The sequence below is a fragment of the Rhizobium atlanticum genome (genome assembly GCF_030182485.1).
Lineage (GTDB): Bacteria > Pseudomonadota > Alphaproteobacteria > Rhizobiales > Rhizobiaceae > Rhizobium.
Genome location: NZ_JAQJCJ010000015.1, coordinates 44,633 through 69,514 on the forward strand (window position 1 = coordinate 44,633; position 24,882 = coordinate 69,514).

Sequence of the window (24,882 nt, forward strand, 5' to 3'; positions counted from 1 at the left end):
TTTTAGAGACGCGCATCGGCTGCCATGGCCGAGCGTAGGGAGAGCGGGCGAGGGTCGGTCCAGATTTCACGGATATGGGCGAGGCACTCCTGGCGCGAACCGGCAAAACCCGCAGGCTGCCAGCTCACCGGAATCCGCTTGTCCTGCGGCCAGACAGAGTAGTGATGCTCGGTGTCGTGGACGACGATCCAGAGATCGTCGCGGGGCTCAAGATTGTCCATTGGAAGCTCCTGCAGAGATTGACGTCATGCGCAAATGACGGATCCCGCCTGCTGGAGTTTAGAAAATTACGGAGAAATTTTTTCTTCGTTTACCCCTAAATCCGCCTAGGGATGGATAGTCATTCTACCAAATCAGCGCAGGAACAGACTTCATGCTCGCAGCATTGAAAATCCTGCCGATCAAGGAGAACATCATGGATTTCGACGCCGCCAAGCAAAGGCGGGCTCTACAGGCGCGCAGCTATGTCAGGCTCGCCCCCAATATCGTCCATCTCAACACCGTGCACGGGAATCACGAAGTCGCCCTCGAAGTCGAAGCCGGCATCGCCTCGCTGACCTTCTACGAGGGAAATCCCGTGCAATCGGCGGAGCTTCTCATGGCAGCCGCCGAAGCGGTGACGGCGCAAGATCGGTCGATCAAATCGGTCGCTTTCGAAGGCCATCAGGCCAGCCTTCCCCGGCACATCTCAGGCACCGATGGACGGCTCGAATCCGCGATCCTCTGGCAATGGCCCTCCCCGTGGCTGCCGCAGATGTCCTATCCGCTGCCGCCCGTGCAGGAGATGACGGCGGGCCGCTACCATCCGCGCCGGCCGGCAAAGCCGAAGGGCACGGTCTACCAGCGCTTCATCCCGTGGCTGGAGCGGGACATCAGCTTCAGGGTGGCCGATCCCGAGACCGATCTTGCGGCCTTTAACCGTTGGATGAACGACGAGCAGGTCAACACGATCTGGGAGGATGGGGGCTCGATCGACAAGCACCGGGAGATCCTGGAGGAGAGGATCGCCGATCCGCATGTCCTGCCACTGATCGGCAGTTTCGCCGACATTCCCTTCGGCTATTTCGAGGTCTACTGGGCCAAGGAAAACCGGCTCGGTCCCTACTACGATGCCGACGATTACGATCGCGGATGGCATGTCGCGATCGGCGAGCCCGATTATCGCGGCAAGAAATGGATCAGCGCGTGGCTTCCCTCGCTGATGCATTTCATCTTCCTCGACGATCCCCGCACCAAGCGCATCGTCGGCGAGCCGCGCGCCAGCCACGAGCAGCAGATCCGCAATCTCGACCGCTCGGGCTTCGCCAAGATCAAGCATTTCGATTTTCCGCACAAGCGCGCGCTTCTCGTCATGCTGACTCGCGAGCGCTTCTTCGGCGATCATCTCTGGGTTCCCGCATCATGAACGAAATGAGCGAGATGAACGGCAGCCTGCGGAAACGGCGGCTTGCGCCGGAAGATCTTGCCAGCCCGCAGCTTTTCCGGCTGCTGTTGCGTCTCGGCCTGCCCGCCATGTTCGGCCTGTCGATCAATGCCGCCCATCACACGATCAACATGGCCTTCGTCGGCATGATCGGCGAAGACCAGATCGCCGCGATCATGATCGTGCTGCCGATCCTGATGCTCGTCGCAGCCTTCGGCGAAGGCATCGGCGTCGGCGTGGCGACCGAGGTCGGGCGGGCACTCGGCGCCGGCAACGGGTCGAGCGCGAGCACGCTTGCCTCAGTCAGCCTGGCCGCCGGCGTCGCCTTCGGCGCGGCCAGTGCGGCCGCAATCGTCGCATTTCCATCTTTCCTGCTGTTCGGCGCCACGCCAGCCATCGAGCCGCTCGCGCAGCATTACCTCCTCATCATCGCGGTCTCGATCCCGCTGACGATGGCGCAGATCATTCTCGATTTTCTGGCGATCGCCGAGGGCAATGCCCGCTTCAGCATGTGGACGCTGGTCGTCTGCTTCGCGCTGAACATCATTCTCGACCCGATCATGATCTTCGGCTTCGGCCTCGGGCTGCTGGGCGTGGCGATCGCGACAATCCTCTCCCAGCTTGTGGCGCTCTCAATCTACGGCGCCTATCATGCGAGACGGCTCGGGACGATCCGGCTGACGTTCTGCTGGCGGCTCGGCGATGTCAGGCATCTCAGGCCGGTCCTTGCCGTGGGCGCGCCGACGACGCTGACGAGCCTCGCAGCGGCGGGCGCGATTACCGCGATGCTGTCGGCCGCCGGCACCTATTACGGAGAAGACGGCATCGCCGGCGTCGGGATCGCCCTGCGGCTGCTTGCGGTCGGCGCGCTCCCGGTCATCGGCATTTCGCTCGGGGCCCAGTCCATCCTGAGCTTTGCCTGGGGGCGGGGAGATATATCGCGGGTGCTGGCGGCAGTCCGCATGCTTTCCGTGGTCACGAGCGCGGTCGGCGGCGTCTACGGGCTGGCGGCGATCATCTTCTCCGGGCACCTTGCCTCGTTCTTCACCGATGACGCATCCGTGGTTTCGATTGCGGGCCAGACGATCGTTGCAACCCATCTTCCCTTCCTGCTGTTCGGCCTCAGGCAAACCGTACTGATCCTCTTCCAGGCGCAGGGCAGGCCGAAAGCCGCTGTGATCATCGGCCTGGCGCAGAACGGATACCTTCTCTTTCCGCTGCTTGCGCTCCTGCCGCCCTTCTTCGGTTTTTCGGGCCTGCTCGCAGCCATGTTCCTGGCCTCGGCACTGACCGGCCTGCTGTCATGCGTCTGCCTGGCGAGATCGCTCAGCGCGCTCCGGCAGCGTTCGGCCGGCGATCTGACCGCTCTCCGTCCCTATCCCAGCTTTTGTCCATGAGAGGATTATCATGAACCAGTCGTTCAGCCCCCGCGACCTTGGCGCCCACGCGGCCGCCGACGATCTCTTCACGCCCGTCGATCCGGCCGCCTTCAACGCCGTGTCGCCGCCGATCTTCCAGACCTCGCTCTTCACCTATGACAGCTACGAGGCGATGGAAGATGTGTTCGCCGGCCGGACGCGCAACTTCATCTATTCGCGCGGCGACAATCCGACCGTGCGCGAATTCGAGCTTCTGGTCGCCCGCCTCGAAGGCGCCGAAGACGGACGCGCCTTCTCCAGCGGAACGGCCGCCATCACCGCGACCATTCTCAGCCTCGTGGAAGTGGGCGACCGGGTCGTCGCCGTCCGCCACCTCTATAATGACGTCTACCGCCTTCTCGTGAAGCTGCTCGGCAGGCTCGGCGTCACGGTGGATTTCGTCGATCCCTCCGATCATGACGAGGTGCGCAAGGCGCTGCCGGGCGCCAAGCTGCTCTATCTCGAAAACCCCTCCTCCTTCGTCTTCGAGCTTCAGGACATCGTGGCGCTCTCTGCCATGGCAAAGGAGGCGGGTGTCACAACCGTCATCGACAATTCCTGGGCGACGCCGCTCTTCCAGAAGCCGATCCTGCACGGCGTCGATATCGTCATTCATGCCGCCTCGAAATATCTCGGCGGCCACAGCGATACGGTCGCCGGCGTCGTCGTCGGCACGAAAGAGGCGATCGCCAGGATCAACTCGACCTCCTACCCCTATATCGGCGCCAAGCTCTCGCCCTTCGAGGCCTGGCTCCTGCTGCGCGGCATGCGCACGCTGCGCGTCCGGCTCAAGGAGCACGAGCGCAGCGGACTTCTGCTCGCCGACCGGCTGAAACAGCATCCCGACATCGCCCGCGTTCGCCACCCGGCCTTTCAAGACCATCCCGGCCGGGCGACGCTGTCGGGTTATGCCGGGCTCTTCGCCTTCGACCTCACGCCCGACATAGATGTCGCGCGTTTCGTCAATGCGCTGCGCGAGATCCGCCTCGGCGTCAGCTGGGGAGGGCCGGAAACGCTTGTGGTCCCCGCCAAGGTGGCGCTGCAGATTCCCGACCGGATAACCACCTTCATCCGGTTCGGCGTGAGCGAGCAGACGGTTCGCTTCGCCGTTGGACTGGAAGAACCGGAACTGCTTTGGAGCGACCTGCAGCAGGCGCTGCACGCCGCGCGGCGCTAGGATCCTGCCGATGTTCGTGATCGGCACGAGGGGAGTCGGTGATCGCCGAATGGCAATGCTGCTCCGCCGCCTTGATCATGAAATTAACAAGGGTCCGTGAGACGCCGAGTTCGGCCGCGATGTCCTTCTGCGGCACGCCGTTCAGGCGGTGACGGATGAAGGCGTCGTTGGTGCGCTTCGGCAGCGCCTCGAGCGAAGCCAGCACGTCACGCAGGGTCTCTGCGGCAACGAGCTGGTCAAGCACCGTTGGGATGGGAGCCGTGATCTCCTGAATTTGATCTATCGACCTGTGGTTGTTCGTCTGATGGCGCTGGCGGCGACTCTCATCCAGTGCGAGATTATAGACCATCCGGAAGGCATAGCCGATGGGGCAGCGAATACCGTCGACATTGACCCCATAAGCTTTGATGACTCCGTCCTGAAATATATCCTCCGAGTATATCCTTGATTTGATGACGCTTTCGATCGTCTTCAGGAGCTTATCCTTGTTTTCGATCATTGCGTTGACAACCGCATTCCCGTTCACATCACGATGCGATGCTCGCATTGTCCTGTACCTTTTTACGAATGGAAAATCAGGCTCTGTCTTGCTGGTCGGTTCGGCCTTGGCGCTCCTTTTTCAAAGCGGATGTGCACGATGTGATTGCAGTCTCTATTTTAAGGTGATAACAAGAGTCAAGTTTAAATCTACCGGGCTGAAGGCGAGAAAAAATGGGACGAACAGTTGAGATCCTGACCGGCAAGGCGGAACTCTGCCGATCGATCATGAGTGCCTTGCCCGACTGGTTTTCGGAGTCCGAGGTCATCGAAGCGAGCGCCCAGGCGATCGAGAAGTTGCCGGTGTTCGGCTATATCGAAGCGGATGTCGTCACCGCGCTGATGGCCTTGAAGCCGCACCTGCCTGATGCTGTCGAAATTGCGCTGATCGCGACGCGGCCGGAATATCACGGCCAGGGCGCAGGGCGACATCTCCTCGACGCTGCCGAAGGCTTCGCCCAGAAATCGGGCGCCCGGCTGCTGACGGTCAAGACGCTTGCGCCGCGCGGCCGCGACGAGCCGCAATTCGAGGCGACGCGCCGCTTCTACGACCGGAACGGCTTCGTCAGGGCGGAGGTGTTTGCCAAACTCTGGCACGAGGACCATCCGTGCCTGTTCATGATCAAGCCGCTCGCCGGAAAACAGCCGAGCGAGGCCGCGCTTTGAGACGACGGGACTTTCTTCTGAGCGCGCTGGCAATGACGAGCGCACCCGTCACGGCCCGCGCCGGTGATAACGGCGTCGTGTCGCTCGATTACGGATTGGCATCGACGATGCTGGCGCTCGGCAGCGTGCCGCGAGCGATCGCCTCGCTCAGGAACTGGTCGGAATGGGTTGTCGAGCCAACCATGCCGCAAGGCGTCGTCGACATCGGCACCACATCCGAGATCAATCTCGAAGTCCTCACCAGCCTCCGGCCATCGCTCATCCTGAGCACGCCTTTCCTGGCGGCGCTGGATGAAAAACTCTCCCGCATCGCGCCGGTCGCGACCTTCACTGTTTATGCCGAGAACGGCGATGCGCTCGACCGCTCCTACGCCGAAACGGAGCGTCTCGGCGCCATGATCGGGCGACAGAGGCAAGCGGAGGCGTTTCTCGCCCGCGCCGATGCCACGTTCGAGCGGCTGCGCGAGAGGGTGAGGAGCCTGTCCGCGCCTCCTGTCGCCGTTATCAACTTCGTCGATCAGAGGCATGCGCGCATCTACGGCGGCCTGGGGCTTTACGGCGGCACCATGCGACGCATCGGCCTTGAGAATGGCTGGAAGGGCGAGGCCAGCTACTGGGGATTTCAGACGATCGGACTGGAACAGCTCGCCGAACTCGATGAAGAGGCACACCTCATCGTCGTGTCACCTTTGCTTCCGCCCGATGTCCTGACCCGGCTTTCAGAAAGTCCGCTTTGGGCCAGCCTTCCCTTCGTCCGGCGCCAGCGCATCTCGGTCGTTCCCGGCGTCCTGATGTTTGGAATGGTCCAGGAGGCGCTGCGCTTTTCGACACTGATGGTCGATGTTCTGGAGACTGCCGCCCGATGAAGGCTGAATTTTCCCGCTTCGGCGCGCCGGCACTTGCGGCGCTATTGCTGTTTTCAGGCCTCAGCCTTGCGATGCTCAATCTCCTGCCGGCGCTGCCGCATATCGAAACCAGAGGCGGATACGACGCCCAGCACCTTCTGCTTCTCTATTCCACGCTGCCGCGCATGGCGACGGCCCTGATCACGGGAGCCGCCCTTGCACTTTCTGGGACGATCCTGCAGCAGGTCCTGCGTAATCCTCTCGCTTCACCAACGACGCTCGGCGTCTCGGCCGGCGCCAATCTGGCATTGGTTTCCGTGATGCTCGCCTTTCCCTCGCTGGCGGGATGGAGCCGCGACGCGGTCGCGCTCGCAGGAAGTGCCGCTGTCGCCTTCGCCCTCTTTTCGATCAGCGCCCGGCACGGCTTCTCGCCTTTTTCCCTCATCCTGTCAGGCATGATCATCGGCCTCTGGTGCGGCGCAGCGGCGGCCATTCTGATCTTGATGAACGATCAATATCTCTCCGGGATCTTCATCTGGGGCGCCGGGTCTCTGTCGCAGCAAAGCTGGGCGATCCCGCTGTCGCTGCTGCCCAAGGTCGCCCTCCTCGCCGGCCTCGCCTTCCTCGCCGCGAGACCGCTGGCGCTGAGCCAGCTCGGAGATACCGGCGCAGCGAGCCTCGGTCTGCCGATCAAATGGGCGCGCGGCTTTATCCTAGCGATTGCGATTGCGCTGAGCGCCCTCGTCACCAGCGCCGTCGGCGCCATCGGCTTCATCGGGCTGGTCGCCCCACAGATCGTCCGGCTGGCCGGCGCACGCCGGGCCGTCAGCCAGTTGATCTGGTCGCCCATAGCAGGCGCCGGCCTTCTGCTTCTGACCGATGAGGCGATCAAGCTCCTCGCTCCTGGCGATTTCGTGCCGACCGGGGCTGTCACCGCATTGCTCGGCGGACCGATCCTGATTGCTCTGCTTCCACGCCTTGCAACAGCCTCACGCACGCTCCCCGGCATGACCTCACCACGGCTCGCGATCGGCAGCAAAGGGGCCTCCCTCGTCCTGCTGTTCGCCTCGGTCGTCGCATTGGCGATCGCCGCGATCTTCTTCGGCCGGGCATCAGATGGCGCGTGGACATGGCTGCCCGCCGCCTCATGGAATGAAATCCTCCCCCTCCGCCTCCCGCGGGTCGCCGCCGCCTTCGGCGCCGGAACCGTGCTCGGCGTGACGGGGCTGATCCTGCAGCGGCTGACCGGAAACGAAATGGCAAGTCCCGAAGTGCTTGGCGTTTCGGCCGGAGCAACGCTCGGCGTCGCAGCCGCCATGTTCGCCTTCGCCGCACCTGGCCCGACCGTACAGCTTGCCTTTGCCGGCGGCGGCGCGCTTGGAGTGCTGCTGCTGATCTTCCTCCTGAGCGCCCGTTCAGGCTTCGGCCCGAACCGCGTGCTGCTCGCCGGCATCGCCTTCGGCGCGGTCCTCGATGCCGGGAGCGGCGTGCTGGCGGCAAGCGGCGATCCGCGCGGCCTGGCGCTCATCCGCTGGATGTCGGGCTCGACCTATTTCGTCGACAATGAGGTTGCCGCAAGCGCCCTCTCGATTGCGCTTGCCTGCCTCGTCGCGGCCTTTCTCGCCAGCCGATGGCTTGCGCTGCTGCAGCTCGGCTCGGAGACGGCCAGCGAACTCGGCCTCAGGATCGCACCGGCGCGCGGCGTCTTCTTCGTGCTCTCGGCGATCATGACGGCGGCCGCCACGCTTGTCGTCGGCCCCTTGAGCTTCGTCGGGCTGATGGCGCCGCACCTTGCCCACGGCCTCGGACTTCGCCGCCCTTCCACCCAGCTGCTCGCCGCAGCGCTGATCGGGGCGACCCTGCTCGTCATCGCCGACTGGGCCGGCCGCATGATCGCCTTTCCCTATCAGGTTCCTGTCGGTTTGATTTCGGCTGTGGTCGGGGCGCCGATGCTGCTTTTCGTTCTGCGCCGGCGGCCTTGAGAAGCCACATTCACCCCGCCAATGCTTCGGCGTCGGCCCCTGCTGGGATGCGCAATGGAAAGGAAGGATCGGTCGCAGCACGCCATACCGCCTCGACCACGTCGACGGCCTGTGTCAGGGCAGTTTCCGACTCCTGCTCCCAAGACGCGAACACCTCTGCGACGACCGACGAATAGGATGCCGGGAAGCCGCCCTGTTGTTGAATCCGTGCGCGCGCCGTATCGCCGAACCGCGTTTCCGGCGCGCGCCCCGGAAGCACGATCCTCACACGCACATTGAACGGCTCGAGCTCGAGCGCGACAGATTCGGTGAACGCGTTCACCGCGGCTTTGCTCGCCGTATAGACAGAGAGGAGCGGGAGCGGCTTGAGCGTTACGCTTGACGTAACGTTGACAATAACGCCTTCCTGCCGCTCCCGCATCTGCGGCAGAAGCGCTTGCGTCATCGCGATCGTTCCGAGCGTATTCGTCTCAAAAATTTCGCGGGCGATTTCCATCGGCGTTCCCTCAACCGCGTTGAGCCAGCCGATGCCGGCGTTATTTACCAGCACGTCCACAGGACCTGCGGCGTCAACCGCAGCGCGGATGCTTTCAGGTCTCGTGACATCCAGAGCAACGATCTTGAGTTGGTCTGAAGGCGGCAGCAGGTCTTGGCTCGGCGTTCGCATGGTGGCGATCACCTTCCAGCCCTGCGCGAGAAAGAACCTGGCAATTTCCAGCCCGAACCCCGACGAGCATCCTGTAACGAGAACGGTCTTCATGTCTGTCTCCTATCTAGGCTGACAGCTACAGATGTAGACGGGGAAATCGCAACTGAATATCATGCGCGGTCTTTGTTTCATTATCAGGAGTATCGATGAGCGATCCTTTGGCTGATATGGTCACGCTACTGCAGCCAGCGGCGCGCCATTCAAAGCTCGTCAGCGGCGCAGGAATGTGGCGCGTTGAGCGCCAGGAGACCGGACAGCCCTTCTACTGCGTCGTGCTGGAAGGGTCTTCGCGGCTGAGCGCGGAGGACGAGCAGATCACATTGCGCGAAGGCGACTTCGTCCTGATCCCGGCCGTCCATGCCTTCACGATGTCGAGCCTGGGCGACGGATTATCGCCCGGCATCGATCCCCTCACCGTCACGATGCTTCCTGAAGAGACCCGTCACGGCGATCCCGAAGGGACTCCGAATGCACGCCTGCTTGTCGGCCACTTCGCTTTCGGCTCGCCTGATGCGGCGTTGTTGGTTTCCCTGCTGCCGCGGATCATTCATATCCGCGGCGACAGCAGACTGGCGGCGATCGTACAGCTCGTCACGGACGAAGCCCGCACCGAGCGGCCGGGAAAGAATATGATCCTGGCGCGGCTATTGGAAGTCTTGCTTGTCGAGGCGCTGCGCTCGAATGCCGGGGAGAAAGCGCCGCTCGGAATCCTGCGGGGTCTGAGCGATACACGTCTTGCCCTGGCCATCCGTCGGCTGCACGAAAATCCGGCCAAGGAATGGACGGCGGAGCAGCTTGCCCAAGAGGCGGCCCTGTCGCGGTCGGCGTTTTTCAACCGCTTCCGCCGCACTGTGGGTCTGGCGCCAATGGAGTATCTTATATCATGGCGCATGGCGCTCGCCAAAAATCTGTTGAGGCAACGTGATATCGGAATTCAGGAAATCGCCGAGCGCGTCGGCTATGGCTCCGCAAGTGCGTTCAGCACGGCATTTACCCGCTTTGTCGGATTGCCGCCGTCAAGATATGCCGAGCAAGCAAAGACCAATTCACACGCCGCCGCATATTAGTTCACCGCTGATCGTTTCCCGATTTGAGCGACGCCCTCGCCCTTCAAGTAAATTCGCTGCTCGGCTCTTTGAGACCTGCCTCAATGCCGCCCGTCCGGCAACGGGCAGGCTTCACCGCAACCGCCGACGCCGGGCAGATTGTAGCGCAGGCAGCAGACTTTGCGGCGGGCGAATTCGAGTCCGCATTGCTGACGCGCAATGCGGATCATGCCGAACATCGGATTGCGCGCGCCGCCCGGCCAGTTCGGATCTTCGAGCAGCGACATGCCGCCTTCGACGAGTGCGGGCTCCTGGCGATGGGCGATCTCTTTCAGAATCCAGGAAAGATAGGCCGCGACATTGTTCCAGAGAAGCTTCGGCGCGACACCGGCATTGGCGGCGATCGCCGCGATGACGGGCTCGGCGTGGCCGAGCATCAGCCGATGAAGCTCGCCGGCCGGATCGGTCGTCGGCTCAGGACTGCCGAACATCACGAACGCTTCCGGCTCGCCTGTCTGTTCGTTGCAGACGAGCGAGAGCCGGCCGATCTCCATCGGCAGCGCGATGCGGTTGACGAACATATGGACGCTCGGCGCGATCGTCAGCATGCTGAAATAATAGAGCGTCCACATGGAGACGATCGCGCGGCGATCACTGTCCGGAAACTTCTGGGCATATCGGGCGATGATCCCGTCAAAGACGTCTCGGTCGCCGAGATCCAGGCAGGGAACGACCAGGCCCGCCTGCCGGGGAGTACCGAGCAGCTTGCCGCGGCAATAGGCGAACGGGCCGTCGCCCACCAGGCCGTCAAGATCGACGGCCTGGTGGGCGACGGAATGATCAGCGATCGGAGGACGCTCTGAGGGCCCGTTCATCTCCACCCCCACGCCTACCACCGATACTTCAGGGTGCCGGTCATGTTGCGGCCCTGGCCGAGATAGCAGAAGCCCTCTTCGCAAACCGTTTCGCGCTCGTCGGCGATGTTGCGGATGGCGAAGGCAGCCGTCAGGCCCTCGTATTTCTTCTCGACTGCGCCAAAATCATAGGAGGCGGATGCATCGACGTAGAAAGTTGCTGGATTCTTCGAGGTATTGGCGACATCCGTCCAGGTCTCACTTATGTAGCGCACGCCGGCGCCAACCGACAGCCCGTTGAACGGATTGCTTTCCTGGAAAGTGTAGTTCGCCCACAGGCTCGCAACATGGGTCGGGGTGATGGCCGGAGTGTTTCCGACGTTGTTGCCCCCGGTCACTTCGGAGTCGTTGTAGGTGTAGGCAGCAATGATATCGAGACCGTCGGCGATCGCCGCGCGGGCTTCAAGCTCGATACCCTTTCCGGTCACCTCGCCCTGAGAGTCATAGGCGAAGGTCAGCGGGTCGGCGAGCCTCGGCTTGTTCTGCTCGACGATGTGATAGGCGACGGCCGAGAGCAGGATATCGGAGCCGGGAGGCTGGTACTTAACGCCGACCTCGTATTGCTCGCCCTTCGTCGGCGGAAGAATCGTGTTGGTTGCCGATCGGTTGGTGACCGGATCGAAGGAGGTCGCGTAGGAAACGAACGGCGCGATGCCATTGTCGAAGAGGTAAAGCGCGCCGGCCTGTACCGAGAAGGCGTTCTTGTCGACATCCTCCGAGCTAACCGAGGGCAAGGTCGAATCTCGCGTCTGGTTCACCCAGGTCTGTCGTCCACCGAGGTTAAAGCGCCAGTTTCCGACCTCGATCTGGTCCATGACGTATATGCCAAGCTGCCGCATGTCGGCATCGGAAGCCAAGAAATTATAGTCCGGCGTGGTGCCTGAGACTCCATAAGTCGGATTGGCGACATCGAAGTCGAATGCCGGATCGGCGGCTCCGAAGCCATAGCCAAAGCTCGACTTGAGATTGGTGTAGTCGAGCCCAAACAGCATTGTATGCGCAAGCGAGCCTGTATCGAACTTCGCCTCGAGCTGATTGTCGACCTGAAACACGTTCATTTCGTCGCGGATCGCATTCGTGCCGCGATGCGCGACGGTCCCGGTCCAGCTGGTAACGCCGAGGTAACGGGCCTCCAGATCGAGATGCGAATAACGCAGGTTCTGCCGGAAGGTCAGGCCGTTGTCGAATTCATGCTCGAACTGGTAGCCGACCTGCTGCTGCTTGATTTTCTGGTGGTCATAGTCGGGGTCGCTCGCCCTCAGATCCAGAATCCTGCCGTCCACAGTGGTGATCGCGCCGACATTGGCGTCGGTTTCGTCAGACTGCGCCAGGCCGTATAGCGTGAAGGTCGTGCCCTCGTCAGGCTTCCAGGTAAACGACGGCGCCAGGAAATAGCGCTCGTCGGCAATATCGAAATTGGTGTCGCCGCGGCGGGCGAGGCCGACGATACGATAGAGGAAATCGTCCCTGTCTTCGCTGATCGGGCCGCCGAAATCGAACATTCCCTGCACCCGGTCTTTGGTGCCGTAGGTAATGCCGACTTCACGGATCGGCTCTTCGGTCGGAAGCTTCGAGATCTTGTTGACGAGGCCGCCTGGCGATCCCGAGCCGTAGAGAACGGATACCGGCCCCTTGATCACCTCGACGCGCTGCAGCTGATAGGGATCGGTGCGGAACATGCCGTAATTGATATAGGGCTGGCGCAATCCGTCACGATAATCGCCGACTGTCGTGGCATTGTAGCCGCGAATGTAGATCTGGTCGAAACGCGGATCGAAGCCGTTCGGCCCGGTAGTCACGCCGGCCGTATAACGCACCGCCTCGATGACCGACTGGGCGCCGCGCTGCTCGATTTCCTTCTCCGTCGTCACCGAGATCGAACGCGGCGTCTCGACAAGCGGCGTGTTGATCTTGGTCGCGCCCGCGCTGTTCTTGGCGGTGACCGACGTCCGGTCGGTCTTGCTATCAGAGGCTGCACCTTGAATGACGATTGGCTCCAGTGTCGTCGCGGTGTCACCTGCGGAGGCGCTCTGGGCAGCAGCCGGCGATGCTGCAATGCCGATCAGGACTATCGCGGTCGTCGCACAACGGCTATCTCTGTAAATTCGCGATACATTATTAGAAACATTCAAAAAAACACGCGCCATTGCTTGGTCCCTACGTCACGGATGCGGGCGGAACCTATGGAGCGAAGTGGAGCTTGTCAACATAAGATGATTATTTTAGTCATCTTTTATTTGATGATCTGCCTATCACGGCCATTCGCGAAGAGGTTGCACGCAGCATCGACACTGGAACGCTGGCACGGAACACCTGCGATGCAGGCTCCGGCCGCGCCTCCTGTCCTTTGCGGATCCGTACGCAGTCGGCATAACATTCTCCCGCCCGGAGTAACGACCGAAGCAATACAGCATCAGGCGACCCTAGATTCTCTATCGATCTTGATAGGGAGAGGAGTTTTCTATTGAGGCAAATAAAAAATCTGGTTTACTGCCACTTCGCTTGTTGGCTTTCAGGGGGGATTTAGCCGATGGTGTGGACACGCAGGAGTATTATGCTCGGTGGATTGGCGTTGCTTGGGACCGGCGCCGTCAGCAAACCGGCAGCCGCCGCGGCAGCTTCTTATTTCGATGGCACAGCCGTCGATAACGGCGTGACATTCCGCAGCACCAATTTCGCTAAAATCGACAAGCGCTGGCATCGCCAGGTCGTCAAGTATTTTAGCAGTGAGCCGATCGGCACCGTTGTCGTCGATACAAGGCACCATTTTCTCTACCTGATCATGGAGAACAAGACCGCCATACGTTATGGCGTCGGGGTGGGCCGCGAAGGCTTCAAATGGTTCGGCCGCGCCACCATCGACGCCAAATCGCTCTGGCCGCGCTGGACGCCGCCGCCGGAGATGCGCAAGCGCCATCCCGAACTGCCGGAATTCGTCTCGGGTGGCTCACCGAAGAACCCGCTCGGCCCTCGCGCCATGTATCTGCATCGCGATGGCGTCGACACCGGCTATCGGTTCCACGGCACGCTGGAGCCATGGAGCATCGGCAAGGACGCCTCCAGCGGCTGTATCCGCATGTTCAACGAAGACGCCATCGATCTTTACCAGCGCTGCCCCATCGGCACGGCCGTACAGGTTCTGCCGCATATTGCCGACCAGGCTGAGGGCGCCACTCAGGTTAGCGAAACAACTCCGGTCGAATGAGGAATATCACCCCTATGTCTGCTATGATCGGATACACCAAGCGCCTTGCCGGCGCAGCCATGCTCTTGGCGCTCGCCGCCTGCTCCACCACCGAGGTCGCCTCCCTGGAAGAACCGGCCGCGGTGCCGATGACCGGCCAGACCAACGACCCCGCCCCGGGTTTCGAGAACGTTGCGGCTGGTAGCGAGGAGGATTTCATTCTCAATGTCGGCCGACGGATCTACTTCAAGCAGGACTCCGCCGCGCTCGATACCGTCGCCATGGCAACCTTGGACAACCAGGCCGCCTGGCTCAACAGGAACCCGACCTGGCTGCTCAAGCTGCAGGGATTTGCCGACGATTCCGGCTCCGCCTCTAATATGCAGACGCTGTCGCAGAAGCGCGCCGATGCGGCGATGGCCTATCTCGCCTCGAAGGGCGTAGACCCCAAGCGCATGTGGGCCAAGGGCTACGGAAACGACCGCGAAGTCCGCGACTGCACGGAGCGCTCCTGCAAGGTGCAGAACCGGCGCGTCGTCACCAATCTGCGCGCCCAGCCGGATGCGGTTTGATCGCAGATGAACTTTCCGGGACGGGCCGAACAAAGGTTGCTTAGTACATCTATTGCACGCCCCCGTCAGGATGGTGGATGAGGCCGCGATGGACGGGCCGTCGATCATGAAGCGTCTAGTTCGAGGCATCGAGGACGAAATCTGCATGGGCGGTCCAGCTTGCCACCTGCCGCCAGACCTTGCCACGCCGTAGACCTGGAAGTTCTCATTGAACACCGGCGTATTTCGATCTTCATCCGCGCCGGAACGCCTGTAATTTGACGGTCGCGCGATTAGACTAAGACCGTCAGCGCTTTAATCTAGCCGTGGAATAGATTAAAATTAGCCGGGCTTAGACTTTTAAATTGGCCGAGAACACGGCTAATGATTTTCCTCCTCCCACTACCGCACTAGAGACCAAGATGAAATCGATGTCATCGTCGAGGATCGGCGCGGCCGGGTTGTTGGGATAGAAGTAAAGGCGTCGGCAACGGTGAAGCCTGACGATTTTCGCGGCTTGCGCCAGTTACAAGAGGCGGTCGGCGATCGTTTCGTGCGAGGGCTCGTCTTACACGACCACGACCGAGTGACTCCATTCGGAGAAAAGCTACAAGCCGCCCCGCTATCACTTCTATGGACAATGTGAGCTGCGATCGAAAAGCGCTAGGGGGTCAGGGGCGGGGCCATTCGTGCCAGTTTGAAGAATGTCGCTCGTCCCAGTTCGATCCGTCATCGCCCGGAGCACGAACACGTCAAGCCCTCATATCGCGAGCGCAAGGGCGGCAAAGATGACCGATTGAAAGTCAAGACATGACCAATTGAAAGCGATGAACGTCGTCACAATCACGGCAGAGACGGACCGTAAGGAGCGGGCGCGAAACGCAACGATCTCGTCGCAGGTGAGAGTTCGAGCAAACTCGGTCCGCATCATTTGTGCACATGGGCCGGCACATGACGCCGGCCCCAAATTGAGGTAGAAGCCTTGTTCAGGATCGCGCTTCAGAAACCGGGCCTGCGCTGCGGAACTTGCCCAGCGACTTCAAAAACAGAGGCTTTGCCGCATCTTTCGCGCTGCTTCCGCGACGTTTCCTGATCTCCACGATAAACGGCTTTATCCGGGACTTCATCGAGAAGCTCTCCTTAAGCCACCTGACGTTCGGCTTCGATCTGAAGAGGCGCCTGCTGAAAGGAGCCGTTTCCGATAGCGATCTTGCGCGGCTTCATGGCTTCGGGCACTTGACGCTTCAGCGCAATCGAGAGAATACCGTTCGTCAGTGAGGCGTTCTCGACCCTGACGTGATCGGCCAGCTCGAAGCGGCGTTCAAATGCGCGCCCGGCGATGCCGCGATGTAGATACTCGCCGTCCTTGCCGTCGGCCCTTTGCCCCTTCACCACCAGCACGTTGCGCTCCTGGGTGATGTCGAGGTCACCTTCGGCGAAGCCGGCCACCGCCATCTGAATGCGATAGTCGTCTTCGCCCGTCTTGACGATGTCATAAGGCGGCCAGGTCTCGATCGCCTGGAGGCGCTGCGCATTGTTCAGGAGATTGAAGACACGATCGAATCCGATACTGGACCGGTAAAGGGGGGCGAAATCAAGTTCGTTTCTCATAGCCATATCCTCCGTAAAGCAACATGGGTTGGAGACGCGTCGGAAACCTGCGTCTCCCCTCTGATCGTCGGCCCGCTTTTGCGCTGCCGACGACGATGATCTGGTTGCGCATGATTTTCCATTCAAGAGGAGAATCTAAAAAATTTCGGCCTGCTTTACCCGGCAGTCCGGAGCGCCTCTTGCGCACTGTTTTCATTCAGCTCAACCAATGGCGCCTGGCCGTTCGACATCGGAATCATGAGGTCGGCGGCAGCACGTAGCCGGCCGGTGACGGCAGGTGGAGCACGAATCTTGTATCGGCGGCATTCGCCGCCAGGACCAGGTGATAATCACCCGGTTCGGCCCGGAAGGCGCCGGCCTCGATATCGAAATAGGCCAGATCGCGCGGCAGAACCTTCATAACGGCTGTGCCTGTTTCGCCGGGTTCCAGCGAGAGCTTTGCGAAGGCGCGCAGTTCCTTGTCCGGCCGTTCCACTTTGGCTAACGGCGAGCGTACATAGAGCTGGACCAGTTCCGAGCCTGGCCGGTCGCCTGTATTGGTGACGTCAATGCTGACGGTTATGCCTTCAGGATCCATTTCTCCTGCGGAGAGTCGCGGTTCGCCCCAACGGAAGCGGCTATAGCTAAGGCCGAAACCGAAGGGGAAGAGAGGTTCGACGGCGCTAATATCGTGATGGCGGTAGCCGACGAAGACGCCTTCGGCATAGTGCACATGCCCATTCTTGCCGGGATAAACGGCAGGATCGCCTGTGATGGCGGAATTGTCGGCAAGCGCCTTCGGGAAGGTCTGCGGCAGGCGGCCGCCCGGCTCGGCTTCGCCGAACAACACGTCGGCAACGGCATTGCCGAGTTCCTGTCCGGGATACCACATCTGCAGCACGGCGCGGACCTTGCCGAGCCAGGGCATCTCGACGGGACCGCCGGTCTGCAGCACAACGACGGTGTTGGCGTTGGCGGCGGCGACCTTCTCGATCAGCTCCTCCTGCCGCCCCGGTAGCCGCATATCGGGCAGATCCAGCCCTTCCGTGTCCCACTCGCCGTCGCGACCGACGAAGAGCAGCGCGACATCGGCATTGCGGGCTGTTTCGACGGCGACTTTGATGTCGGCCGCGCCGAGCGGCTTTTCGACGCCGAAGCGGACGGCGATGAGGTTGATGCCCTCCTCGTTCGCCGTGGATGGCTCATATTCGACGGCAATTTCGTAGGGCCTGCCCGCTTCGAGCGTCACCGCGCCGCGCTGTTCGTCATTGGCGGTGCCGAAATAATTCTCGCCGCGCACCCAGCCGTCATGGCCGTCGACGATCAATCGGCCGTCGACGAAGAGCCGCGCCAGTCCGGCATTGGTCATGCCGAAGACATGTTGGCCGCTCTCCTCAGGCGCATATTGCATCACCATCCGGGCGGAGAAATCGGCGGGGTCGAGTTCGCCCGACGGCAGTTCGAACCAGAAGAATTCGCCCTTGTCGACGGTCTCGACGTGAAGCGGAGTGCCCTTGCAGCCGCGCCCCTTGAAATATTCGACGGTGATCTTTCCCTTGAACACGTCGATCAGGCGGTTATGGCGGCAGCCGACGGCGTGGCTGATGCTGTTGGCATTGGAAAGAGCGGCGCGAATGCCTTCGAGCGGGCTCACCGTATAATGCGCGGCGATCTGCGCGCTGCCCCCACCCATGACGCGGGCGCTCGCCGCATTCGGTCCGATGACGGCGATCCGATCGAGCGAGGTCTTGGCAAGCGGCAGGATGCCGTCATTCTTGAGGAGCACCGCGCCTTCGGCACCGAGGCGCCGGATCAGCGCCCGGTCTTCCGGCAGGTCGACCGCCCGTTCGGTGAGATCGGGCTTGTTCTCGAATGCGCCGACGCGCTCGAGCAGCAGCAGCATGCGCCGCGCCGCCGCCCGCACGGTGGCGGCTTCCACCTTGCCTTCGCGCACGGCCGCAACCAGCTTCTCGCCGCGGTCGCGCGCCGGGCCCGGCATTTCGAGATCGAGGCCGGCATTGATCGTCTCGGCCGTGGAATGCGAGCCGAACCAGTCGGACATGACGATGCCGTCGAAGCCCCATTCCTCGCGCAGCACCTTGGTCAGCAACCATTGATGCTCGCTCGTATAGGTGCCGTTGAGGCGGTTATAGGAGGACATGACCGCCATGACGCCGGCGCGGCGCACCGCCTGCTCGAAGGGCGGAAGATAAATTTCGCGCAGCGTCCGCTCGTCGATATCGGACGACATGGTCTGCCGCTCGATCTCGGATTCATTGCCGGCGAAGTGTTTTATGGTCGCCGCGATCCCCTCGCTCTGCACGCCCTCTATATAGGCGACCGCGAGTTCTGATGTCAGCATCGGATCTTCGGAGTAACACTCGAAATTGCGGCCGTTGAGGCCGGAGCGATGAATATTCACTGTCGGCGCGAGCAGCACGGCCGCTCCCTTGCTCTTTGCCTGGCGCGCAAGGGCAACCCCCATCTGCCTGACGAGATCGGGATTCCAGCTGGCGCCGAGCGCAATGGCGACAGGAAAGCAGGTCGCCTTGACGCCGGCGACCAGCGAGCCCGCGCCGCGAGCGCCGTTCGGCCCGTCCGTCACCTTGATCTTCGGCACGCCAAGCCGCTCGACAGGCACGGTCGTCCAGAAATCGGCGCCCGACAGCAACGAGACCTGTTCTTCGAGCGTCATCTCGTCGAGAATCGAATCGATCATGCAAACCTCCCGTTCAAAGACTGCGAGCACCGTCTGTTAAACCTACCGATTACTCGGTATTTTTATTATGTCAAGCTGACGGAGCTGATGTAAGAAGAAGACGGCCGGAGCATTGCGGATCGGCGCATCGCCGTTAAAAGAGGCCGACGGGAGAAATAATGGCAGAACGGAAGACGGGACAGGACGAGAAAAGACGGCGTCGATCCCCCAAAGGAGAGGAGCGCCGCGCGGAAATCCTGGCGGCGGCGATGCGGCGCTTTGCCGAAGATGGCTATCAGAATGCCGCGATCGGCGATATCGCCCGGGATGTCGGCCTGTCGCTGCCCGGCCTGCTGCACCATTTCCCCACCAAGGTCGATCTGCTGCTCGCGATCCTCGCCAAGCGCGATCTCGATAGCGCCGATTTCATCGGGCACTATTGCTCCGATGTCCGCGGCCTGCTCAAGGGCATGGTCGAGATCTTCCGCCGCAACGCCGAAATGATCGAGGTCGTCAGGGCCTTCGCGATTCTGAATGCCGAAAGCCTGATGAAGGATCACCCCGCCAAGGCGTGGTTTCTCGCTCGCACTGCGGAGATGCAGAAGGACATCGCCGCGACTTTCGAGCGGGCGATAGCCGATGGCTCGATCGACAAGAGGATCGACAGCAAGGTGATAGCGGCCGAACTGATCGCCGTGATGGACGGCCTGCAAATGCTCTGGCTGCGCGATCCCGATCGCTTCGATATGGTCGATGGTCTGGAAGGCTATGTCGACCGCCTGCTGGCGAGCCTCGGTCTGGAGGGATGAACTCTCTTTTCATCGAAGCGCGTGAGCCAGATCATGATGCGGCTGACGGCTTCGTGGTACCTTTGGCCGACCAGCAAACCCGTATGCGTCGTGCCCCAAAGACCGAGATACTCGCCGCCGATGTGCCGTGCCATCGCCTGCCCTCGCCGGTCGGCGGCTGCGTCGTTGACAGCTGAGATGACCAGGCTGGGGCAGGTGATCTTGCTGCCGTCGATGGAAATCCCCTCGGCTCCGAAATGGAAGGAAAAGACACCGAAGGCTCTGGCGGATTCCATCGACAGGTACTTCCGCTGGAAGGCAATATCGTCGGGCGTCTCGTCAGGGCTGGACTGCTCGTCACGCGCCGGCGCGGGAATGACGACCCCAGCTATTTCAGGCGCAAGATCCTGGTAGGGCACCTCGTCATGCACCTGCCTGGAGATGCTGGAATCGATCAATATCAGCCCGGCAATGCTAGCGCTTTCTGCCAGCTTCTGGCTGAGGATTCCGCCCATGCTGAAACCGATCACAACAGGAGGAACAACACATTCCCCAGCGATTGCGGAAATCGCCTCACGAATATCTTCAAGATAGTTCTCGAATTCCACCTTCGTGAAATCCACCGACCTGCTTTTGTAGTGACCTCGCAGATTGATGCAGTAAGAATCCCACCCCGCCGCCATGAAGTGGGGAATATACTTGCTCCACATCCAGCTGCCGGTGAAGGCGCCATGGACAAAGAGCAGAGGCGGTCGATCGGCCTCATCCGAGTGATCGTCCCCGCGAAAGATTTCCAGGAAAAGGTCGTTCTCGCCAATATATATGCCCGTGTGTTCCGGCAACTCTCTCGCGTAGTCCCGCATGCCATCCACTCCCTTTATCTTGGCAGGCCAATCCGTTCCCGTTGTCGAACAAAGGATATTTGTTACGCAATATTGATCAACTGCCCCGGGTGGCCTTACATAAAGGACAAAATGTCTCTAATCGGATCTTACCGTGGATAGTCTCGCGAACCTCTTCGCCTTCGTTCATGCAGCCGAACAGCAGAGTTATGTCGCAGCCGCGCGCGTTGCCGGCGTTTCGCCGTCCGCGATCGGCAAGGCCGTGGCGCGTCTTGAAAGCCGGCTCGGTGTGCGGCTCTTCAACCGGACGACGCGCAGCATCAGCCTGACCGACGCAGGGGCGGTCCTTTACGAGCGCTACAAGCGCATCATCGACGATATGCAGGACGCAGAGGCAACCGTCCTGCATAGCCGGGAGCGCCCAAGGGGCCGCCTGCGCGTCAGCGTTCCGCACATCGTCGGACACCATCTGCTGATGCCGATACTGCCGGCCTTTGCCGAGTGCTTCCCGGAAATCGATCTGGATGTGGATTTCGAAGACAGGGTCATAGACCTGGTTCAAGAGGGTCTGGATGTCGTGGTGCGGAGCGGCGAGCTTGCCGATACGCGGCTGATCGCCCGCCACCTTGGCGATCAGCATTTCGTCGTGTGCGGCAGCCCCGACTATTTCGAGCGCCATGGACAACCGGAGACACCTGCCGATCTCTCCCGGCATGCCTGTATTCATTTCAAATACCCATCCAGCGGCCGTATCGCGTCATGGGCCTTCAAGACGCCGTACGAGCGGCTGCTTCTGCCGCGAAGCCTGACGTTCAACAATACGGACGCGGGGCTGCGGGCAGCGCAGGATGGTCTTGGCCTTGCCCACCTGCCCGTCTATGTCGCGGCATCGCATATGCGAACGGGAAGCCTGATCCCCGTCCTCACCTCCTTCATGGTGCCCTTCGGCTCGCTCTCGCTGGTCTGGCCGTCCAATCGCCAGCTTTCGCCCAAAGTCCGCGCTTTCGTGGATTTCGTCGTCGAGAATTGCACCGCCCGAGCCGACGCTTTTCGACCGGCAGCCAGCCTGTCGCGCTGATCCGCTGTCGCGTCATATCCGAGGCGGGTACACTTTCCCTACTCACAACGCTGGGGGCTTTGACGCTCAGCCGCAGTTCCGGCTCGGTTTTGAATCGGAGCCGGCACCTGCTCCGCCATTGAGTGCCATCGGCTGATCTGAACGCGCCATTGCGATCGATGCGGATGATGTCCGCGGGATGCGCGGATCCGTGGTGGCCAGCCACCGGTCTGCCGAAAAATACGCCCTGGTTCTTGCCTGCGAACCCGGAGCTGCCTTGAGGCCTAGAGCAAAACTAAATCTGTTTTCGCTGTCGGCTTCGCGCGTGAAGCTGAGATAAGAGCCGAATCGTTCGGCCTCGACATCGCGAAGTCTTCGGATCGACGCAAGCGCATCTTCAAAATCTCGCCAGCATGCCTGCTTCACGATGATCTCGAAAATGCGCAGCACTTCAGGGGCGAGAAGTCCCTCAGCATCAATCTTCGGTCCGACGATCTTGGCGCGGATCTCAACAATATTACCCGTCTCATCTCCACGAATCCTGAGGAAGGTTGAGCTCAGCGGCCTCACTTCGTCCCGTTCGTAGATGCGCTGAAAATAACATTCATAGTCGCGATTGCGCATCGATGCGGCTTTCCATTCGCTCACCTCTATGCCGGCCTCTCGAAGAGCGCTGCAAATATTGGCGCCCGAGACCAGCCACATTCGCAGAAACTGACTTGCCAGGTCGAGCTTTGGGACCTCCATCAGATGCCGCGATATGGATATCGTCGGATGAAGAAAAGAAGCAGCAGGATCAGAGTGGACGGTTGGGCGTGGGGAAGGGGCAGCCTTGTTGAGCGCTCCCTTTCCCAAGTCCTCGGTTGGAGATTCGGATTGGCGGATGTCAAGGTAAGAAACCGCAATCGTTGCGACAAGCAGGGCGAGTAGCAACAGCGGCCGACGTAACGGGCGGCGGTTGCTCAGCAACGGGAACTTCCAGCGCTGGGATGGGCTGTCGCGAGAAGAACCGGCTGCTGAGAACAATTTATTCACTGCGTTGCCTCGCAAGCTTGCGACCAGCGGTGTCAGTCGGCGGCTGGTCAATCCCCGTGGCCAATCCTTTTGAGGCGAGCGACGATGTGAAAGCGGTACAGCCGGCTCACCTTCGAAACCGCGATTTTGATGTCGAGTGTATCGAGCGTCAAGCAGCAGCCTTGAAACGGCTGCGCCCCAAAAGAAAAGCTCGCTTATGTCGCCGATCCTTCGGGAAATTACTTTCCATCAAGCCATTCCTGCAGCTCCGCCTCAGCGCGTTCCAGAGCGCTGTAATTCAGAAGTTTACGCAGGAAAGCAATCGTGACGGCGCGGGCGCGGAGATTGAAGCGGCCGTCCTCGTGGTCGTCGCCAGCCGTCTGATAGACGTCGAGCTTGTCATAGAGCTGCTGCAGGCGGTTCTGCACGCTGCGCAACGACAGGCTCCGGCGTTTGGCGATGGCCCGGTCAGTCAGACCGAGGGCTATGTCAACGAGGATTTCGTATTCGGAATCGGTGAAGCCGTTGGTCTGGCCGAGGCTCTTCTGCTGCAGACCACGCACCTCGCGGTCGATGACACACTGGCTCTCGATGAAGATCGAGCGCAGCGCAAGCTTCAATCGCTCGTCAGAGGCGGATTTCAGCACATAGCCATAGGCGGCGCCATCCGGCACGATGCGCGAGACGCCGCGCACATAAGCCTCATCCGAATAATTCGACCAGAACAGGATGCGGGTTTCCGGCCGCTCCTTCCAGATCGTGCGCGCCGCCTCGATGCCGTTGCGGCTCGCCATCTGCAGGTCCATGACGATATGCGCCGACTTGTGGTCGCGGGCGAGCTTCTCACCGATGGTTCCGTTCTCCGCCTCGATCACCGTGTCGCATTCCGGCAGGGCGGCGTTAACAGCCTCATGCAGGTAGGACCGGTGCAGCGGGTCGTCCTCGACGATCAGAACCTTCATCTTTTCTTTCTCCTCAGTCCGGCTCGCCCGCCGGGCCGCTCGGCGCCAGCGGCAGCACGACGCGCACCGCGGTCCCGCGATTATTATGGCCGGGGCCGGTCGTGAAGCGCGCCGAGATCAGCCGCGCGCGGGTCTTCATATTGTCGATGCCGCCGCCGATCCGTCCCCGCGTCTTGGCAAGCCCGGTTCCGTCGTCGGAGATTTCGATCGCCAGCTGTTCGTCGTCGGCTTCGAGCCGCACCATGATCGCCAGCGGGGCGGCATGGCGCACGGCATTGTTGATCGCCTCCTGCGCTATGCGAAACAAGGCGACGCTGACGGTCGGCTCCAGCCTTTCGAGCGCCCCATTCGTCTCGTCGACGAGACCCCATTCGATGCCCGACCCGGTGTCGCGGGTCGATCGGTCGAGATGATGCTCGATCGCCTGAGCGAGGCCGAAGAGCTGGAGCACGGAGGGTTTTGCCTGCTCGATGATCTGCCGCAGATCCTGCATGCAATGCTGCAGCGATCGCGAAACGGGTTCGAGCGCCTCGGGCGTCACCTCGCCGTTGCGCGACAGCCGGTCGATTCGCCGGGCAAGCCGCGTCAGGTCGGCAAGCGTCTGGTCGTGAAGATCCATGCCGATTCGCTGGCGTTCCTGCTCCAGGGCTTCGGTCAGCTTCAGCGCGCCCTGACGCAGCCCCTCCTCGCGGGCGCGTGCCTCCGCCTCCACGATCGCCGAGCGTTGCGCCTGCTCGGCCGCCTGCAGCGCAAAGAAATAGGGCGTCAGCAGATCGGCGATGATGCGGGCGCGTTCGACGTCCTCCATCGTATAGACGCCCGCCCTGTGAGACGAACAGGAAAGGGCCGCGATGATCGTGCCCTGCACCTTCATCGGCACATGCAACCGGCTCCTCAGCGATTGTTCGACGATCGGCCGCTTGAACGCGCCCTCGAAATGGAAACGCGGGTCTGTCATGGCATCGTCCGTGAGCAGAAAATCGACCTCACCTCGCAGCAGCGAACGGATGGGGCTGTTGACGACAGGCGCGCCGGCGATCTCGCCCCAGGCGGTCTCGATGCCCGTTTCATAGGCCGTGTGATAGTTGCCGCCTTCGAGCAGCACGCAGACGTCGAGATGGTCGTGGGGGATGATGTGGGCGACCTCGGCAGCGACCGATCGGATCGCCGAGCGGAAGTCGAGCTGGCCCGCGAGCAGCCGGGAAATGCCGAGATAGTGGTCGAACAGGGCTGCCGGTGCGAGATGCAGCATTGTCAGTTCCTCCCCCGTCACGACAGGCTCCTCAACCCGGCGTGATCGTTTCCCAGTAAGCGCCCGCAAATGGGCCGCCGTCTTGCGTAAACCCGCAGCTTGTTGCGCAAAACCCGCAAACGAGTTGCCGCCTTGCCCCTGTACAGGCAGGCCGATCTCCCGCATCCTGCCCTTACTGAGAGGAGGAAGCTCAGTGCAAGAACAATTTTCACTCGGGTCTGGTTTGG

At 61.5% G+C, this 24,882-nt stretch carries 23 protein-coding genes and 2 pseudogenes; 12 read left to right on the forward strand and 13 right to left on the reverse strand.

Going from position 1 to position 24,882, the window contains the following annotated elements; translation table 11 throughout:
* Positions 1-2: 2 nt before the first annotated feature.
* Positions 3-221, reverse strand: a complete 219-nt coding sequence (locus PH551_RS21470) for an MbtH family protein (protein ID WP_285194884.1) — start codon at positions 219-221, stop codon at positions 3-5.
* 194 nt (positions 222-415) lie between these two features.
* On the opposite strand from PH551_RS21470, the gene PH551_RS21475 reads away from it, so the two are divergent.
* The 3 genes from PH551_RS21475 to PH551_RS21485 are packed head-to-tail and all read left to right on the forward strand — an operon-like array spanning position 416 to position 4,018.
* Positions 416-1,405: a GNAT family N-acetyltransferase gene (locus PH551_RS21475; RefSeq protein WP_285194989.1), complete on the forward strand. Its 990-nt coding sequence runs from the start codon at positions 416-418 to the stop codon at positions 1,403-1,405.
* Complete coding sequence (locus PH551_RS21480) at positions 1,402-2,820, forward strand: MATE family efflux transporter (RefSeq protein ID WP_285194885.1); 1,419 nt, start codon at positions 1,402-1,404, stop codon at positions 2,818-2,820. Before PH551_RS21475 ends, PH551_RS21480 begins: the two co-directional genes overlap by 4 nt.
* Positions 2,821-2,830: 10 nt before the next feature.
* Positions 2,831-4,018, forward strand: coding sequence for a PLP-dependent transferase (locus tag PH551_RS21485; RefSeq protein ID WP_285194886.1), 1,188 nt, complete (start codon positions 2,831-2,833; stop codon positions 4,016-4,018).
* On the opposite strand, the gene PH551_RS21490 is transcribed toward PH551_RS21485, so the two are convergent.
* The gene (locus tag PH551_RS21490; RefSeq protein WP_285194888.1) at positions 3,909-4,565 is read right to left on the reverse strand and encodes a sigma-70 family RNA polymerase sigma factor; all 657 of its coding nucleotides are present in this window, start codon (positions 4,563-4,565) and stop codon (positions 3,909-3,911) included. The two genes, PH551_RS21485 and PH551_RS21490, sit on opposite strands and share 110 nt — an antisense overlap.
* Before the next feature lie 164 nt (positions 4,566-4,729).
* On the opposite strand from PH551_RS21490, the gene PH551_RS21495 reads away from it, so the two are divergent.
* From PH551_RS21495 to fhuB, 3 genes are read left to right on the forward strand one after another with little or no spacing between them, the layout of a single operon-like run.
* Positions 4,730-5,221, forward strand: coding sequence for a GNAT family N-acetyltransferase (locus PH551_RS21495; RefSeq protein WP_097601181.1), 492 nt, complete (start codon positions 4,730-4,732; stop codon positions 5,219-5,221).
* Positions 5,222-5,253: 32 nt separating this feature from the next.
* Positions 5,254-6,087: an iron-siderophore ABC transporter substrate-binding protein gene (locus tag PH551_RS21500; RefSeq protein WP_285194889.1), complete on the forward strand. Its 834-nt coding sequence runs from the start codon at positions 5,254-5,256 to the stop codon at positions 6,085-6,087.
* The gene (fhuB, locus tag PH551_RS21505; protein WP_285194890.1) at positions 6,084-8,048 is read left to right on the forward strand and encodes a Fe(3+)-hydroxamate ABC transporter permease FhuB; all 1,965 of its coding nucleotides are present in this window, start codon (positions 6,084-6,086) and stop codon (positions 8,046-8,048) included. Before PH551_RS21500 ends, fhuB begins: the two co-directional genes overlap by 4 nt.
* Before the next feature lie 10 nt (positions 8,049-8,058).
* On the opposite strand, the gene PH551_RS21510 is transcribed toward fhuB, so the two are convergent.
* Complete coding sequence (locus PH551_RS21510; protein WP_285194891.1) at positions 8,059-8,808, reverse strand: SDR family oxidoreductase; 750 nt, start codon at positions 8,806-8,808, stop codon at positions 8,059-8,061.
* Between the two features lie 95 nt (positions 8,809-8,903).
* On the opposite strand from PH551_RS21510, the gene PH551_RS21515 reads away from it, so the two are divergent.
* Positions 8,904-9,824 (forward strand): AraC family transcriptional regulator, encoded by a 921-nt coding sequence (locus PH551_RS21515; protein ID WP_285194892.1) that lies wholly within the window; start codon positions 8,904-8,906, stop codon positions 9,822-9,824.
* An 80-nt stretch (positions 9,825-9,904) separates the two neighbouring features.
* Here the strand turns inward: PH551_RS21515 and fhuF are convergent, their stop codons facing one another.
* Both fhuF and PH551_RS21525 read right to left on the reverse strand, forming a co-directional pair.
* Entirely contained in the window at positions 9,905-10,678 is a 774-nt protein-coding gene (gene fhuF / locus PH551_RS21520) for a siderophore-iron reductase FhuF (protein WP_285194893.1), read from the reverse strand.
* Positions 10,679-10,692: 14 nt separating this feature from the next.
* A complete protein-coding gene (locus tag PH551_RS21525; protein ID WP_285194894.1) occupies positions 10,693-12,864 on the reverse strand; it encodes a TonB-dependent siderophore receptor in 2,172 nt (723 codons plus the stop codon).
* A 383-nt stretch (positions 12,865-13,247) separates the two neighbouring features.
* Between PH551_RS21525 and PH551_RS21530 the strand changes: the two genes are divergently transcribed.
* Both PH551_RS21530 and PH551_RS21535 read left to right on the forward strand, forming a co-directional pair.
* Entirely contained in the window at positions 13,248-13,922 is a 675-nt protein-coding gene (locus PH551_RS21530) for a L,D-transpeptidase (protein ID WP_183698467.1), read from the forward strand.
* A gap of 14 nt (positions 13,923-13,936) precedes the next feature.
* The gene (locus tag PH551_RS21535) at positions 13,937-14,473 is read left to right on the forward strand and encodes an OmpA family protein (RefSeq protein ID WP_285194895.1); all 537 of its coding nucleotides are present in this window, start codon (positions 13,937-13,939) and stop codon (positions 14,471-14,473) included.
* A 52-nt stretch (positions 14,474-14,525) separates the two neighbouring features.
* Here the strand turns inward: PH551_RS21535 and PH551_RS33045 are convergent.
* Positions 14,526-14,663 (reverse strand): annotated as a pseudogene (locus PH551_RS33045) (IS3 family transposase); the annotation flags it as partial.
* Positions 14,664-14,861: 198 nt separating this feature from the next.
* On the opposite strand from PH551_RS33045, the pseudogene PH551_RS21540 reads away from it, so the two are divergent.
* Positions 14,862-15,098: pseudogene (locus tag PH551_RS21540) on the forward strand (ATP-binding protein); the annotation flags it as partial.
* A gap of 340 nt (positions 15,099-15,438) precedes the next feature.
* Here the strand turns inward: PH551_RS21540 and PH551_RS21545 are convergent.
* From PH551_RS21545 to PH551_RS21555, 3 genes are all read right to left on the reverse strand, one after another.
* Positions 15,439-15,579 carry a hypothetical protein gene (locus PH551_RS21545; RefSeq protein ID WP_285194896.1) on the reverse strand — a complete coding sequence of 47 codons (141 nt, stop codon included), beginning with the start codon at positions 15,577-15,579 and terminating at the stop codon, positions 15,439-15,441.
* A 13-nt stretch (positions 15,580-15,592) separates the two neighbouring features.
* Positions 15,593-16,063, reverse strand: coding sequence for an Hsp20 family protein (locus PH551_RS21550; RefSeq protein ID WP_285194897.1), 471 nt, complete (start codon positions 16,061-16,063; stop codon positions 15,593-15,595).
* A gap of 235 nt (positions 16,064-16,298) precedes the next feature.
* Complete coding sequence (locus tag PH551_RS21555; protein WP_285194899.1) at positions 16,299-18,761, reverse strand: glycoside hydrolase family 3 C-terminal domain-containing protein; 2,463 nt, start codon at positions 18,759-18,761, stop codon at positions 16,299-16,301.
* A 158-nt stretch (positions 18,762-18,919) separates the two neighbouring features.
* On the opposite strand from PH551_RS21555, the gene PH551_RS21560 reads away from it, so the two are divergent.
* Positions 18,920-19,549 carry a TetR/AcrR family transcriptional regulator gene (locus PH551_RS21560; RefSeq protein ID WP_285194900.1) on the forward strand — a complete coding sequence of 210 codons (630 nt, stop codon included), beginning with the start codon at positions 18,920-18,922 and terminating at the stop codon, positions 19,547-19,549.
* Here the strand turns inward: PH551_RS21560 and PH551_RS21565 are convergent.
* On the reverse strand, positions 19,507-20,391 hold the full coding sequence (locus PH551_RS21565) for an alpha/beta hydrolase (RefSeq protein ID WP_285194901.1): 885 nt from the start codon (positions 20,389-20,391) through the stop codon (positions 19,507-19,509). The two genes, PH551_RS21560 and PH551_RS21565, sit on opposite strands and share 43 nt — an antisense overlap.
* A 133-nt stretch (positions 20,392-20,524) precedes the next feature.
* On the opposite strand from PH551_RS21565, the gene PH551_RS21570 reads away from it, so the two are divergent.
* A complete protein-coding gene (locus PH551_RS21570; RefSeq protein WP_285194902.1) occupies positions 20,525-21,448 on the forward strand; it encodes a LysR family transcriptional regulator in 924 nt (307 codons plus the stop codon).
* Between the two features lie 66 nt (positions 21,449-21,514).
* On the opposite strand, the gene PH551_RS21575 is transcribed toward PH551_RS21570, so the two are convergent.
* From PH551_RS21575 to PH551_RS21585, 3 genes are all read right to left on the reverse strand, one after another.
* Complete coding sequence (locus PH551_RS21575; protein WP_285194991.1) at positions 21,515-22,396, reverse strand: DUF6030 family protein; 882 nt, start codon at positions 22,394-22,396, stop codon at positions 21,515-21,517.
* Positions 22,397-22,680: 284 nt separating this feature from the next.
* Positions 22,681-23,403: a response regulator transcription factor gene (locus PH551_RS21580; protein ID WP_183698471.1), complete on the reverse strand. Its 723-nt coding sequence runs from the start codon at positions 23,401-23,403 to the stop codon at positions 22,681-22,683.
* A gap of 13 nt (positions 23,404-23,416) precedes the next feature.
* Positions 23,417-24,655 carry a GAF domain-containing sensor histidine kinase gene (locus PH551_RS21585; protein WP_085781835.1) on the reverse strand — a complete coding sequence of 413 codons (1,239 nt, stop codon included), beginning with the start codon at positions 24,653-24,655 and terminating at the stop codon, positions 23,417-23,419.
* Positions 24,656-24,882: the final 227 nt, after the last annotated feature.